Source organism: Flavobacterium ajazii, assembly GCF_010614725.1.
GTDB classification, from domain to species: Bacteria; Bacteroidota; Bacteroidia; order Flavobacteriales; family Flavobacteriaceae; genus Flavobacterium; species Flavobacterium ajazii.
In genome coordinates this window covers 14,786-30,478 of record NZ_JAAEHL010000016.1, presented here as the reverse complement: position 1 = coordinate 30,478, position 15,693 = coordinate 14,786, and the positions used below count along the sequence as shown (strand labels likewise).

Annotated in this window: 10 protein-coding genes; 5 read left to right on the top strand and 5 right to left on the bottom strand. The window is 32.2% G+C overall.

What is annotated here, in order from left to right; genetic code table 11:
- Window position 1: 1 nt before the first annotated feature.
- The gene (locus tag GWR14_RS22175) at window positions 2-5,260 is read right to left on the bottom strand and encodes a leucine-rich repeat domain-containing protein (RefSeq protein WP_163411328.1); all 5,259 of its coding nucleotides are present in this window, start codon (window positions 5,258-5,260) and stop codon (window positions 2-4) included.
- Between the two features lie 235 nt (window positions 5,261-5,495).
- Between GWR14_RS22175 and GWR14_RS22170 the strand changes: the two genes are divergently transcribed.
- Window positions 5,496-5,867, top strand: coding sequence for a hypothetical protein (locus GWR14_RS22170; RefSeq protein WP_187356560.1), 372 nt, complete (start codon window positions 5,496-5,498; stop codon window positions 5,865-5,867).
- A 243-nt stretch (window positions 5,868-6,110) separates the two neighbouring features.
- Here the strand turns inward: GWR14_RS22170 and GWR14_RS22165 are convergent, their stop codons facing one another.
- Both GWR14_RS22165 and GWR14_RS22160 read right to left on the bottom strand, forming a co-directional pair.
- The gene (locus GWR14_RS22165; protein ID WP_163411327.1) at window positions 6,111-6,701 is read right to left on the bottom strand and encodes a hypothetical protein; all 591 of its coding nucleotides are present in this window, start codon (window positions 6,699-6,701) and stop codon (window positions 6,111-6,113) included.
- A gap of 285 nt (window positions 6,702-6,986) precedes the next feature.
- Window positions 6,987-7,601 carry an alpha-ketoglutarate-dependent dioxygenase AlkB family protein gene (locus GWR14_RS22160; RefSeq protein WP_163411326.1) on the bottom strand — a complete coding sequence of 205 codons (615 nt, stop codon included), beginning with the start codon at window positions 7,599-7,601 and terminating at the stop codon, window positions 6,987-6,989.
- 85 nt (window positions 7,602-7,686) lie between these two features.
- Between GWR14_RS22160 and GWR14_RS22155 the strand changes: the two genes are divergently transcribed.
- Window positions 7,687-8,463, top strand: a complete 777-nt coding sequence (locus tag GWR14_RS22155) for an XRE family transcriptional regulator (protein WP_163411325.1) — start codon at window positions 7,687-7,689, stop codon at window positions 8,461-8,463.
- A gap of 117 nt (window positions 8,464-8,580) precedes the next feature.
- Window positions 8,581-10,182 carry a Na+/H+ antiporter gene (locus GWR14_RS22150; RefSeq protein WP_163411324.1) on the top strand — a complete coding sequence of 534 codons (1,602 nt, stop codon included), beginning with the start codon at window positions 8,581-8,583 and terminating at the stop codon, window positions 10,180-10,182.
- A 127-nt stretch (window positions 10,183-10,309) separates the two neighbouring features.
- Here GWR14_RS22150 and GWR14_RS22145 read toward each other — a convergent pair whose 3' ends face one another.
- Both GWR14_RS22145 and GWR14_RS22140 read right to left on the bottom strand, forming a co-directional pair.
- Window positions 10,310-12,763, bottom strand: a complete 2,454-nt coding sequence (locus GWR14_RS22145) for an AAA family ATPase (protein ID WP_163411323.1) — start codon at window positions 12,761-12,763, stop codon at window positions 10,310-10,312.
- Between the two features lie 7 nt (window positions 12,764-12,770).
- Window positions 12,771-13,823, bottom strand: a complete 1,053-nt coding sequence (locus tag GWR14_RS22140; protein WP_163411322.1) for a PKD domain-containing protein — start codon at window positions 13,821-13,823, stop codon at window positions 12,771-12,773.
- A 299-nt stretch (window positions 13,824-14,122) separates the two neighbouring features.
- Between GWR14_RS22140 and GWR14_RS22135 the strand changes: the two genes are divergently transcribed.
- Window positions 14,123-14,764 carry a C40 family peptidase gene (locus GWR14_RS22135; RefSeq protein ID WP_163411321.1) on the top strand — a complete coding sequence of 214 codons (642 nt, stop codon included), beginning with the start codon at window positions 14,123-14,125 and terminating at the stop codon, window positions 14,762-14,764.
- 1 nt (window position 14,765) lies between these two features.
- Window positions 14,766-15,692: a type VI secretion system baseplate subunit TssG gene (locus GWR14_RS22130; protein WP_246236369.1), complete on the top strand. Its 927-nt coding sequence runs from the start codon at window positions 14,766-14,768 to the stop codon at window positions 15,690-15,692.
- The last annotated feature ends 1 nt before the right edge of the window (window position 15,693 follow it).

Genomic DNA, 15,693 nt, shown 5'->3' with positions numbered 1-15,693 from the left:
TTTAATTTTTTATAATTTTCACGGTTTTGATAGTATCTAAGTAGATTTTAGCGAGATAAACTCCTTTGGCTTCGTTATCGAGTGTTAATTTTGCTGTTCCGTTTTCTAAAATGTGTTTTTTATTTGATATAATGCGTCCATCTAAGCTGCTTATTTCTATAAAGACTTCTTCTTTTTTACCAGGAATGTTAATATTAAAATTTCCTGTTGTCGGATTTGGAAAGGCAGAAACGATTACGTCTAAATCTGCAATGTCTTTTGTGTAAATTCCTTCACAGGCTTTGGCTGTTTTTATTTCAAGCAAGCCTTCTTTTGCAGAAACTGAAAAATTATTTTCACTAGTTTCAAATTGTTCTACTCCATCTACAAAAATGGTATAAGGAGCTGTTCCTTCCTGAATCTCAACATCGACTTTTTTGGAAGATATGCTTGATTTTCCTGAGACTTTAGTAGCTTTTTCAATAGTGAAGGTATATTTTTGTTCAAAATCTTCATCAGGAATTGTAATTAAAACGGTGTAATTTCCGGGAGCCAGATTAGTTATGTTTAGACTATTGTCAACAAATGCCGTCGATTTTCCGTTTATACTTGCGGTGTAAGGATAGTATTCATTTGCATATATATTAATTTCCCCATTTTTTTCATTCGCACAAGATTCACTTCTCGTTTCTACTGTAAAATTATTTGCAGGAATGTTAAGACCGCATGTTGTTAAAAAAGAAGCACTGGCATCTTTCTTATCTGACCAATTAGTATCAGCATACGATCTATTATCCACTTTGATGCAGCTTAAATCAGGATTATTTTTTAAATCAAAAGTTGTAATGTTAAATTTGGTATTGTTTCCGTTTTTTAAATTCAACACTGTTAATTGATTCCCTGAACAGTTTATATCTGTTAAAGATTTGTTTTGGCTAAGGTTCAACTCCTTAATTTTATTGTTGCTGCAATTTAATTTTGACAGCGCTTTATTTTTCAAAAGGAGAAGCTGGGCAAAATTATTCCCGGAAATATCCAGTGATGTCAGAGCTGTATTATTACTAAAGTCAATATTTCCTATTTTATTTCCCGAAACATTAAGTGATATCAGATTAACCAGGTTTGAGTTATCCAAATAAGTAATTTGGTTATTTGAGCAATTTATCTCTTTTAATTTATCGAGTTGCCAGGTTGATAGTGAGGTTAGTTTATTATTGTTGCATAATAATGTTTCTAATTCCGAATTTTGATAAAGGTTTAATGATGTCATTTCATTATTGCTTACAGAAAGCCAGGTTAAGGCTTTTAAATAATAACTGTCAAAATTATTTTTTAATTTATTAGAAGCAGCATTTAAATGAGTAAGAGATATGCATTTGTCTATATCCAAATCTGTTATTTGATTGGACTGGCACTCTATTTTTGTCAAACTGGTATTTTGATTTAGGTCTAATAAAATCAATGCATTATTGGAACAATTTAATTGTGTTAATGCTTTAAATCCTTCTATTCCTTTCAAATTAGCAATGGAACTATTAGACAGATCTAACTGAGTTATTTTTTCGATACTGGAATTGGCTACAAAACCATTTTTACCATCTGTGTCAATACCCAAAGCGATGAGTTTATTTTCAAAGTTTGAATCGCTAATAATGGTAAAAGCAGTACAATCATAAGTTGTAAAAATTGCAGTACTATTTTTTTTAGAACTCCAGTTGGCATTAGCATAGGCAATATCGTCAACTGTAATACAATTGAGATTTGAATTGACGCTTAATGATAAGTCGGTAAAAAATGTGTTTTTACCATTTTTTAAATTTAAACTTACCAGGTTGTTCCATGAGCAATTTAATTTTAATAAAGCTGCGTTTTTACTTATATCTAAGTTGGTGAGGTCATTTCCTGAACAATCCAATTCTTTTAGACTAGTGTTTTTGCTAATGTCTAAACTGCTAAGGTTATTGTTTTGACAATTCAAAACAGTCAATGCTTTGAAATCTTCAATACCTTTAAGATCAGTAATCGATGCATTATTAAGATTTATCAAAGTGATATTATCAATTTTAGCGGTTTCAACTTTACCATCTGCAACTGTATCATATCCTAAGGAAATTAATTTAGCTTCAAAGTTGATATCAGGAATTAGTGTGTAAATCCTACAGTCTAAGCTAAAACCAGCAGTAGCATCTTTGGTAACAGTCCAGTTTTTGGTTGCTTTATTAACATCCGAAACCTGAATACAAGTTAGCGCTGCATTGTTAGAGCAGTTTAATGTTTTTATAACTGTATTTTTTGTTAAATCTAAATTCTTTAATGAATTTTTGGAGCAATTTAAAGTTGTTAAGGCTTTGAATCCCTCTAAACCAGATAAATTTGTAATAGAACTATTAGAAAGGTCCAGTGATGTGATGGTTTGAATACTCGAATTCAGCACGTATCCGTTTTTACCATCTTTATCAATATTAAGAGCTATTAATTTGTCTTCAAAAAAGGCATCAGGAATTACTGTAATGGTAGTACAATCCTGATCTGTAAAATAGGCATGACTGTCTTTTGAATTTGTCCATTTCGAATTTGCAGTAGTGACATCATTAACAGTTATACAATTGAGATCTAAATTTCCAGTGCAGTTTAAATAATTGAAATTGTTATTTTGATTTTTTAAATTTAAATAGGACAGTCTGTTTCCATTACAAGTTAAAGTATTTAAATTTTTGTTTTTACTAATGTCTATACTGGTTATTTTATTCGTATCACAGCCCAATGTTTTTAAAGCCAGGTTGTTGCTCACATCAATAGCGGTAAGAAGATTAGAATTACAATAAAGGTTTTTTAAAGCCGTATTTTTGTTCACATTTAAATTCGTAAGCTGATTAAAAGTACAATTTACAGTTTCTAAAGCGGTATTATTGCTTAAGTCTAAAGTTGTTAGTTTATTTGAATTACAATTTAAATTAGTAAGCTTTGTGTTTTTGCTTAAGTCTAAGCTGGTTAATCCAATTGAAGAGCAATCTAAAGTAGTAAGATTGATGTTTTTGCTTACATCTAAGGTTGAAATGGCTACCGAATAAATATTTAAAGAGGTTAATGATGTAAAGTCCTGGATACCTGTTATATCTTTAATACTATTGTACCATGGAAGCTCCAATGATTTGATGGTTTCAATATTTTTTGTAAGCACTTTACCATCGGCAACAGTATCATATCCCATGGAAATTAATGTCTTCTCAAAATTAGCATCGGGGATTAATGTATAAGAATTGCAATCTAAACTGAATTTATCTTTGGCTTCCTGGCTAGTTGTAATATTTGTTTTAGCAACATCAATATTGTTAACCTGAATGCATTTTAAACTTGCATTATTAGAGCAGTTTAAAGTCGTCAAAGCTGTGTTTTTTGAAATATTGATTCTGTCTAAAGAATTATTAGAGCAATTTAACGTTTTTAAAGCCGTAAATCCTTCTAAACCGCTTAAATCAGTAATAGAACTATTCGAAACGTCTAAAGTTGTAAGAGCCGTGATACTCGAATTGAAAACGACTCCGTTTTTGCCATCGGTATCAATACCAAGTGCTATTAATTTGTCTTCAAATTTCGCATCCGGAATTGGAGTAACACTAGAACATTCGAAAGGAGAAAATGTTTTTTTAGGAGTATTGGCTTGTGTACCCCATTTATCCTTAGCATACTCAACATCATCAACAATTACACAAGTTAGTAACGGATTATCATAAAAATTCATTGTACCGGTTTGCTTATTCTTTCCATTTTTAATGTTCAAAGAAGTTAGCTGATTGTTATAACAATAAATAGAAGTAAGAGCAGTATTTTTACTAAAATCCAAGCTGGTAATTTTATTAGAGTCACAACTTATACTATTTAAGGCTGTGTTGTTGGCTGTGTTTAAACCTGTTAATTGATTATTTGTTAAAGACAAACTTGTCAGAGCTATATTTTTACTTATATCTATACTTGTTAATTTATTGCTTCTGCAAATTAAAGTGCTTAAAGCAGTATTTTTACTTACATCAAGATTTGTTAATTGATTGTATCCGCAATCTAAATATGTTAAAGCAATAAAGTCTTGTATTCCAGTTAGATCAGTAATAGATGCATTTGAAATATTCAACGATTTGATACGGTTTATTTTTTTTGTTTCAACCTTCCCATCGACTGCAGTATCGTATCCTAAGGAAATCAATTTTGCCTCGAATCTGGAATCCGGGATTAAAGTATATGGCCTGCAATCTAAATTGAATTTATCTTTGGCGTCCTGAGTAGTGGTTATGTTTGTTTTTGCCACATTAATATCAGCAACCTGAATACAGGTTAATGTCGTGTTACCGGAACAGTCCAAAGAGGTCAGAGCCGGGTTCTTAGAAATATCTATTCCTGATAATAAATTGTTAGAACAGTTTAGGGTTTTTAAAGCAATAAATCCTTCTAAACCTTCTAAATCAGTAATAGAACTATTTGATACATTTAATGTTGTAAGTGAGGTGATACTGGAATTTAAAACCAGTCCATTTTTACCATCAGTATCAATACCAAGGGCTATTAATTTTTCTTCAAATTTAGTATCAGGAATTTGAGTAATTGACGAACAATCGTAAGAAGAGTATATTGCCGTAAAGTCTTTATTAGTGCTCCAATTTTGGTTTGAAAATGCTGCGTCGTCAACAGTTATACAGGAAAGAGCAACATTACCCCCTAAATACAAACTGTATTTTGAAAGAGAAGTGTTTTTGCTGTTTTTGATATTCAGATAAGTAAGCAGGTTACCGGCACAATCCAAACTGGTTAAAGCTGCATTTTTGCTTAAATCCAGGCTTTTTATTGCATTGCCTCTACAATTCAGACTAGTTAAAGCAATATTTTTACTTACATCTAAACTAGTTATCTTGTTAGAATAACAGTACAAGTATTTCAAAGAAAAGTTAGCAGAAAGATTTAAACTAGTTAATTGATTGCCATAACAATTCAAAGATGTCAAAGCAGTGTTTTTACTTAAATCCAAACTTGTAATTCTATTGTTTCCACAACTTAAGATACTTAATGCCACAAAATCCTGAATCCCTGTTAAATCGGTAATCGAAGAAGAAGAGATCGATAATTCTGTCAAAGTATTAACCTTTGAAGTTAATACTTTCCCATCGGCAACATCATCAATTCCTAAAGAGATTAATGTTGCTTCAAACTTAGTATCAGGAATATTCGTGTATTGTGCAAAAGCATTTGCACCCCATAAAGAGAGTAAGAATAAAAGTAATTTCGTTTTCATAAATGTGTTTTATTTAAAGCACCACAATATTACAATTCAGCTGTTTTTTGAGAGTCATCATTTATAATGATTTTACTACAGGAAAACCAAATACATTGAGTAAACAACGATTAATTATACAACTATATGCTCTTTTCTTATAAGATATAATTCAGGTTTCAGGAGTAAATTTGTATCATCACATTAAATAGAAGATTTAATATTCCAGGAAAGTAGTAACTAAAATAAAAAAGTTATGGAAAAGCAGAACAATTTCGAATACGGTCAGACAGATCCCGATTTTATTGATCAAAATACTCTTATTGATGGTAGTACTATTCAGGATAATGATCAAAATCCGCATAAACTGAATAAAGAACAAACTACAGAATTTGGAGAAAGTGATCCCGACTATATAGACCAGAATACTCTTGTCGATAATGATAATTATGCCAGAGACGAAGATCCGTATCAATATCAGGAGGAGTTTGTTGAAGATCTTTCGCATCCTGAAAATGATTTTGAAAAGAATAAAAACTCAAAACCTGAAAATGACAATTCGGAAAAAAGTGAAAATAATGATGATGCAATTAATACTGAGAATGAACAGGAAGAAGATAATGAATAATTGAATTTTTTATTAATCAGATAACTTAGATTTTAAAAAATGTTTGGGATAAAAGAGAGAAAGGATTTGAATGTCTTCCCAAAATCAAGACATCATGTTTAGTTGATATCGTTTTAAAAACACAAAAGCTACAAGATTAGATTACTTGTAGCTTTATTTGAGTAAAAATAGTTTTGTGACTGTAATTATAAGCATGGATTACTACGCCAGTTCGTTAAATCTGTACTAATTTTTTATAGGTAATTATTTAGGCATAAACCTGCTATGATCTTCTTTGTCGATGGTGTTTTCCTTAGTTTCTAATATAATAGTTTCTTCTTTAATAATTGTTTGAGTATCTTTTATATCATCTTTCCAAGTATTGTGAACAGGCATTTTGGTAATCTCTTTAGGAGTAACTGTTTTAGAATCTTTTATTAAAAAGGCAAAGAGAGGCATTGATATTCCTGTAAGTATAGCTATATATAGTCCAAAACCAATAGATAGATTTGCAGCAACAAGAGCTTCAAAAGGATCATTACTATGGGATTTAGAAGTTTTAAGGATAATTATTTGTAATAAAGCAATTATTCCTGCAAACATGCCCGGGATGATGGCAGAATAAAGTAACCCTTTATTTAATTCATTTGCCTTGTTTCCAATGAGGCTGACGAATAAGGGAATCACAAATAATACAAGTGAAATCTTTCCTAAAGTAGTGTTTATGCCTGACATTGAACCAAGGATAGGTAAGGAAGACCAGGGCATAAAAGTAGATGCTATGCCAAGTAATGCAATAATTAAAATTGTAGTTCTTTGTTTATTGGTCTCAGATCGGGGTTTAAAACCCTGCAATTTATTGCAGTACTTTAGTAATGCGAAAAAATATAATCTTTTGACTTTTTTAGTTTTGATAATAAAGTTTTCAAAATTGAGAGACTTTCAGTCTCTCGTCAAATAAACCTCTGCACTTTCAGTGCAGAGTGGTTTAGTCATAGAATTTGTTTCATTTAATTTTAGTAAATATAAAGTTTTTTGAGTTCTGTTTAACCCTAACTATAAAAAGACGGTCTCAGAAAAAGAGTTGGAATAATATTGGTTGATTTTTTTTAAATAGAAATTAAATTATAATAAACTATATCAATTAACCCTTCTAAAAGTAAGGTTAATTCTCGGTAGTACTTCCCGGGCAGTTTTAGGTACCTGATGCTGCCAGAAGCTGTTGGTGTTTCCTGCCATAAGTAAAAAAGTACCATGATGAAGAGGAATTTCTATTTGAGGAATTTCCTTTCGAAATTTATGACGGAGCCTAAACATTCTGGTTTCCCCAAAAGTAACCGAACCGATATTCATGTTTTTATTACTGCTCACAGTTTTATCACTATGCCATCCAACTCCGTCTTTTCCATTTCTGTAAAGATTAAGTAATACGGCATTAAATTGAATATGGGTTTCGTTTTCAACACGCTGTCGAATAGTTTGCAGTTCTAATGGCCAGTTTGGATCGGTTTTGTATTCATTTAATACTTCATCTCTGTACCAGGAAACCAATCGGGGGGCGGTAACTATTTTATCATACATAGGCATTTCATATTCGTGCCATTGGGTTTGATGCAGCAGGGTAGTATAATAGTAATCAGACTCTTCTTTCGAAAAAAAATTGTCAATTAAAAGTAAATCAGCATCAGGAACGTCAAATATCTTCTTCCCTCCTGTACCTGACGAAAAGAATTCGGTATCGTCAAATAGTCTCATTTTCATTGTTTTTGGAAAGCTAAAATTAGTTCATGTAGTAACATTTTTTAATATATTTGTTGTTATAAATTATAACATAATTATTATGTCGCTATTTTCAGATAATATCAGGGCATTAAGGGTAAAGGAGAAAATTTCACAGGAAAAACTCGCAGAGAATCTCGGCATCACAAGGGGTAGGTATGTCAAATACGAAGACGGAACCTCAGAGGCACCTTATGAAATCCTAAAAAAGATAGCACAACATTATCATATCAGTATTGATTTATTGCTTTCGGTTGATATACGAAAAATTAATATCGACGATTTACTAAAGCTGGAAGACAATAGATTAGTCTTACCCATACAGGTAGATCGAGAGGGGGAGAATTTTATCGAAGTTGTGACTCAAAAAGTAAAAGCAGGCTATCTGAACGGCTATGCAGATCCCGAATATATCGAAAACCTACAGCAAATCTCATTGCCATTTTTAGGTCCCGGAAAACACAGGGGGTTTCCGGTAGAAGGCGATTCAATGCCACCACACGAAGACGGGAGTATAATTATTGGTCGTTATATAGAAAGGCTGGGAGAGGTGCAGGATGGAAAAACCTACATACTGATTACCAAAAACGAAGGGATGGTATACAAGCGCCTTAATAAAAACAAAAAGAACAGCTTAGTCTTAGAATCGGATAATAGTTTTTATCCTAATTATGAAGTCAGGCTTTCTGATATTATCGAAATTTGGGAGTACCAGTGCAATATCGGGCGCAACGATAAAAAGCAGGAATTAAACGAAATAGAAAGCATGAAGGAGTTGCTTCTGGAAGTAAAAAGAGAAGTAATGGAACTGAAAAAAAATAATTCAAATGAGAGTTAATTGGAAGGTTGGCAACCATACTAGAGTCTATAGTCTCAGATATATTTAAGAACTAAATCCTAAAGGTTAAAATATTATATTCGTACTCTTGAATATTAATTACCAAAACAGGTCGAAATGGAAAATATTACCGTAATTATAATGTTATTGTTTGGCGTCGCATTCCTCAGCCTTATTAGTAAAAGATATAATTTTCCTGTTCCGGTTGTACTTGTGCTTTGCGGAGTTATTATTAGTATTATCCCAGGGCTTCCGGTAATTGCTTTAAGTCCCGAAGTCGTTTTTATTATCTTTCTTCCTCCGCTTTTATATCATGCCGCATGGTATACCAGTTGGTCTGATTTTAAACAAACTATTCGTCCTATAACTTTGGCAGCAGTGGGATTAGTGCTTTTTACGACCGTTGCGGTTGCGGTTGTCGCCCATATGTTAATCGATGATATTTCCTGGCCGTTAGCGTTTCTTTTAGGAGCGATTGTTTCGCCTCCGGATGCTGTTTCAGCAACTTCCATTACAAAAGGCTTAGGTTTACATCCCAGGCTGATTGCAATTCTCGAAGGAGAGAGCTTAATAAATGATGCTAGTGGTCTGGTGGCGTATAAATATGCTCTGACTGCAATTACAGCAGGAAATTTTGTGCTTTGGGAAGCAGGGTTGAATTTTGTTGTAATGTCAGTTTTAGGAGTCAGCATTGGTTTGGGTGTTGGTTATATAATGAGTTTTATTCATAAAAGATTTGTATGTGATGAAGTTATCGAAGCAACTTTAACTTTATTGACACCTTTTGCTTCTTATTTAATTGCAGAACATTTTGAGGCTTCAGGAGTTTTGGCAGTAGTCGCAACCGGACTTTTTCTTTCTGCAAGATCTGGAACAATTTTCACGCACGAAAGCAGAATCATGACCGGAACAATTTGGAGCGTTTTGACTAATATCTTAAACGGATTAATCTTTATCTTAATTGGATTACAGTTACGGCAAATTATTTCGGGAATTGGCGATTATTCCGGCTGGTCTTTGTTTGTTTGGGGAACTTCAGTGAGTGTGGCCGTGATTTTGGTTCGTTTTTTATGGGTAATTCCTGCAACATTACTTCCCCGGTTCATCAGTAAAAAGATCCGTCTGAAAGAAGAGTTTGATTACCGTAACATGATTATTTTTGGCTGGTCCGGAATGCGTGGTGTAGTATCTATGGCAGCTGCTTTGGCACTTCCGTTAATGATCAGTGAAACAGAAGAATTTCCTTTGCGAAACCTTATTATTTATCTGGTATTTTGTGTAATACTTTCTACTTTGGTTATTCAGGGATTTAGTTTGCCATGGTTGATTAAGAAATTAAAAATCGAACGTTATTCCATAATTGCTGAAGAGTACGATATTAGAAATATTATCGTTTCCCAGACTATTACCCATATCGAAGATAATTTCTCGTTACTCAATGATGATTTACTCCACAATATTAAAAGCAAATATGAGGTAAAATTCAATCGTCTTCAGAAAACAGAACTTCCAGCCAATTTCTTCGGAAAAGGAAATCTGATAGGAGGAGAAATTTTCAATGACTTTACCAAGCTTCAAATCGATCTTTTAAATGTAGAACGCAACAAATTGGAATCAATGCATAAAGCCGGTGCTGTTAATGAGGAAATTTTTAGAAAGATTGAAAAGGAACTGGATCTGGAAGAAACGAGATTGTGGATGGAGATGTATGAGGAATAGGCTATATAATTTAAAATATCTCCAAGTACTACTACATGTTTTTTTTTAAGTGTTTTATGTAATTCGGATTAAATATGTAGAAGTAAAAATGAAAAGCATGATCTTTTAAAAATCATGCTTTTGATTATTATAATGTTAAAACATCTTCCTTAATCCATTTTACCTCTCCATTTTCTAAAATGACAGTTATTTTGTCCCCATCTTTTACTTCACCGGAAATTATTTTCTTGGCCAAAGGTCTTCGTAAATGACTTCTGATGATACTTTTTATTGGTCTTGCCCCGTATTTTGCATTATAGCCGTTTTCGGCAAGATACAACTTTGTATCCATCGGGATTTCAACTTCTATTTTCATATTTTGAAGTAAATCCGAAAACTCTTTTTTAAGGTGGATTTCAAATATTTTTAAAGCATTTTCTTTGCTGATAGGCGCAAAAGGTACAATTTCTGTCAATCGTCCTAAAAATTCCGGTCTAAAATAATTAGCCATGATTTCCATTAGAGAAGATGAGGCTGGAATTTGCCCGCTATTGAATGTTTCTACAATATGATCTGACCCGATATTTGAAGTAAAAAGAATAATAGCGTTAGAGAAATCCCCTTCTTTTCCAAGTCGGTCATGTAATTTTCCTTCGTCCATAATTTGAAGAAATACATCATAAACAGAGGCATGCGCTTTTTCGATTTCATCAAACAATACAATAGAATACGGTTTTTGTCGTATTTTATTCACCAGCAATCCGCCTTCTTCATAACCTACATAACCCGGAGGCGCTCCATAAAGTAGTGCTGCTGAATGTTCTTCTTTAAATTCAGACATATCAAAACGGATAATGGCATTTTCATCCTGAAAAAGAAATTCTGCCAGACTTTTAGCTAACTCTGTTTTTCCTGTTCCAGTAGGTCCTAAAAAAAAGAAAGAAGCAATAGGCTGTCCGGCTTTGCTCAATCCTGACCTTGATTCTAAAATTGAGCCTGCAACGGTTGCAATACAATGATCCTGACCTATTACTCTGCGATTTAAAACATCTTCAATATTATTCAGTTTTTGCTTTTCTTCTTCTTTTAATTTCCCCGCAGGAATACCGGTTTTTTGAGCAATTATAAGAGATAAATCAAAAGCTTCAATGTGAACGCGTTTGTCCAGTGCTCTTTCTTCAAGAGTATTGATAAGGTTTTCAATATGTTTGATGATAGCTTCAGAAGTTTCAAAAATTTGTAGCTCATTTTCATCAGCCGCAATCATTAAAAATGTTGTTTTGCTGATTAAATCAGAAAGAAACCAATGGTATTCTTTTAGTAATTGATCCTCAGACAAGCTATTGTCGTTCCGCTTTAAAAGTGATAATTTATCCAAAAGAGACTGTTTTTCCTTTAAATAAGTTTCACCCGATGTTTTTAAAACCGACATAGTATGATCAATAAGATTGATCGCAGATTCAGGTAAGCTTTTTTCTTTTAAATACCTTCTGGATAAGCGGATTGATTCTGTAATGGTTTCATTGTCAATTTGTATTTTATGATGCTCCTGATACGGTTTTATTGATTCCCGAATCATTCGGAACAAAGTTTCATCATTTGATTCTTCTAATTTTACAATTTCAAACATTCCCGAAAGTCCTTGCTCTTTTTCAATTCTTTTGGAATATTCATCAATTGTAGAAGTGGCGATGATATTTAATCCTTTGGATAATTCACCTTTCAATACGTTGGATACACCCGAATCTCCTCCGTTTTTGTCTAATAGTGTATGGATTTCTTCGATTATCAATATCGCTTTTGGAAATTGTTTTAATTCCTGAATACAATTTTTTAATCGGTCTTCGATTTCGCCTTTGTAGGATGCACCCGCTATTAGTGTTGATAAATCCAGTTCAAAAAGCTGAACTTTATTTAAAACTTCAGGAACCTGATTCGCAATTACATTTTGAACAAGTGTATCGATCAATATTGATTTACCGATACCTCTGTCACCTATTAATAAAACATTAGGTTTAGAAAATCGACAAAGAATTTCCTTCATCGTATTTAATTCTGTTTCGCGACCAATCGCCAGGATTTTTTTGTTCTTTTTTTCAGAATTTTTATGAATACAGTATTTACTTAAAAAACCTTTTTTTACTTCTTGCTGAGGAATGTTAACGTCAGGTTCAGCAATTGCAAGATTTTCTAATAATTCGTTTCGGGAAATAGGGTAGGTCTTCATTTGATCGAAATTAAAGCCTACTCCCGGTGAACTTAAAGCAACTATAATGGCATAAAGGCTAATTTCATCTTCGTTTAAAATCAATCGTACCGATTCTGCTTCTTTTATAATTTCATCAATCAGATCACTTGGTTCTGTATCTGAAATATTGGTTGTTTTTGGTTCATCTTCCATACGGACTTCAGCCCATTCGTCAAGATAGTAAACATCCTTGCCCATAGCTTCAAGACGTTTTAATAGAGATAAATCTCTGTTAAGGATGGCTTTTAACAAATGTGATGCTGAGTAAAATTTATTTGAATTGTTTTTAGCAATTTTTTTAGCAATTTCAAATGCACTAAGCAATTCTGTACTGAAAATATTTTTTTCTTCCATCCTTTTTTTAATCTTTAGACCAGATTAGGTATTTTTTTACTTTATAACTAATGTTCAATCCCTTAATGCAATTGTTTTGTTTATCCTTATTAAGACGGATTGATTCTATTCTTATCTTTTTTCCTTTGATAGCAGCACATAGTTGAGAAAAAGTCAGTAAATCACTGTCATTTTTCACAATCGGAATGTCTAAATCATCACATAAAAATTCTGAAAAATCATCTTTCACTTTGCTGCCTTCAGCTACTTTGTTAAGTAAAATTTCAAATTGATCTTCAGATATTTTAGGAGCTTTTTTAATTTGTATAATACTGTCTTTTTGTGTTTTAGTTTTAGGAGCTACAGGTACATACTGCAACATGTCTTCAAGAGGGTCTTTTTTTGCAGCACCTCTTGGCAGTGAAAATGCTTCTGCTTTTTTTTCGAACTCGTAAGAGGTTATGTCGAGAGGATTTGTTTTCTTTATTACTCTGGGATGTACATAAATAATCTTCTTTGCAACTGTACCAAAGTTTCCGTTTACAACAAGAGTAACTGTTTTTTCGCCAGGAGTCGAAAAAGTATAAACCGGATTTGCAGAGGTATCATCAATTCCTTTGTTTTCTCCAAAAGCCCATTCCCAGGTTTTAGCATCTTCAGATTCAGAATTAAAATAGGTGGGCTGACCGGCAGTAATAATTTTTGAGACAATAATTTTAGGAGTTCCTATTTTATCAGTTATGTATTTATCCTTAATTATAATTTCTTTATTATGAATGCATTCTCCGTTTATGGTTAAGGTAATGAGGTATTTTCCAGGTTTTTTATAAACGTGAAATGTATGTTTTCTTACATCAGCTTCAGATCCGTCTCCAAAATCCCATTTCCATGATTTTGCATTTGGTGTCTTATCAAAAAACTCAATAGATTCTTCAGTTCTTGGATTTTCTGCCAAAACATAAAATCGTACATCTTCACAATCAACATGGTTGAAAAATTGAATTAAAAAAGCAATAATTCCAATTAATAGTAGGATTACAAAGAAAAATATAACCCTGATATCGATATTTTTTTTATTCATTTTTTTCTAAAGGCTAATAATTAAGTAAGATATTTTTTATAAAGATGCTGGCAAAAATAGTTTTTATTATTTTAAAATTGTAAAATAATTAGCATAATTTTTTACAAATTTTATTACAATTCTTACAGAATAATTTCTTAGGTTTGCGACCTCAATATTTATGAAAGAAATTTTTCATAAAAGACATATAAACTGATAAATACCACTTCCAGTCAGTTGTTAATCCAAAAACATCAATAAGTTATAGATGATTTCGTCATTGCCGTAAAAGGAAATGGCAAACAATAAGTATTTTTTTTATGAATAAAACAATTGTATTAGTACTCATAATGCTTTTAAATATAGGCTGCAGTAGTAAGAAATATATTTCTCAGGTTCCTTTTAAATATGATTATTCTTTGGAAGCACTCAAAAAGCAGGCTAAAATGGAAGAATCAGGTTTGAGCAATAAAACAGTTGTAAATGATAATTCAGAAAATTTAAGTGATGCCATTTTGGCTTTAAAAGAAAAATATTCCATTGTACTGGGCGTAATACCAAACAAGATTACGAATTACAAATTATATTCATACATAGATCCATGGATTAATACACCTTACAAAGAAAAGAGTTTTTCAAACACAGGTATTGACTGTTCTTATTTTGTTCAGTCCCTGTATAGTGAAGTTTATAAAGTTACACTTCCTAAAGACCCTGCCGGAATGTGGAAATCAAAATCGATACAGATTTTTACAGGAAGGAGCTTTTTGGCAGAAGGTGATTTGATTTTTTTCAGATACGATAAGGATCATCCTATTTCGGATGTTGGTATATACCTGCATAACGATAGAATTTTGGCCTGTACAAACAAAGGTTTGGCTATTTATAATTTTAATGACGACTATTTTCAGTTGCGATACATAGGAGCAGGAAGAATCAATGAAGACACAAAGAAAAAATAACATGAATCTTGAAGACCTGGTTCGGGAAATAGAGAATATCTCAGACGATATAAGGGCTGAAGTAATTGCTAATGAACTTCTGGAGAATACTTCTATTGTTCAGGAAGAAATTATGATTTCTAATCAGGGGCAGTTTTCAAGAGCTTATAGAAGCGATATTTTAGGAGCAGCTATCAAAGATGATAATTATGATAAGCGTGAATATCTTAATATACTGTTGTCAAGAGACAGTATTTATGATACGCTTCCGGAAGGATATATACACAGTTTAAAGGAAAATAATGCTGATAAATCTGTGCAGCAGATGATCAGGGAACATAAGCACCAGAAAAAACAGGAAGCCGAAGCACGTAATTTTTTTAATCCTTTTGAGAATGAAATTTTTCATTACAAAACCAAAATAGAAAGTGTTGAAAGGGATTTTTTATACAAACTTAATTCAGGTAAGTCATTAGAGTTTTTCTATGATTTTTGGGGACTGCCTCATATTTATCCGGCAGTATTAGTCTCTAAGTTTATTAGGCTTTTACCATATGCATACAAAATTGTAGGAGATATAGATTTAGCCTGTAAGTGTTTGTCAACTATTATAGAAGAAAAAGTGACTTTTGAAACTACAACTTCAAAAGAACTTAGTGAAGAAGGTGAGCAAATTATATTAGGCGAAAACAGATTAGGAGTAGATTTCATCAGTGGAAAAAATTATACGGATTATTCTATGAATGTAACCATAGAAATTGGCCCGATAGTTAATAAACCTTTTCATAATTATATAAACGAAGGAGATATAAAAAAGTTTATAGACTGTTTTTGCGAACACTTTTTTCCAATGGAAGTTGAGGTCAAAATAGTCTTATTGATAAACCACGAAACAGAAAAGTTTAATTTTAATAATGAGCCTGTGTTGGGCTATACAACACGACTTTAGA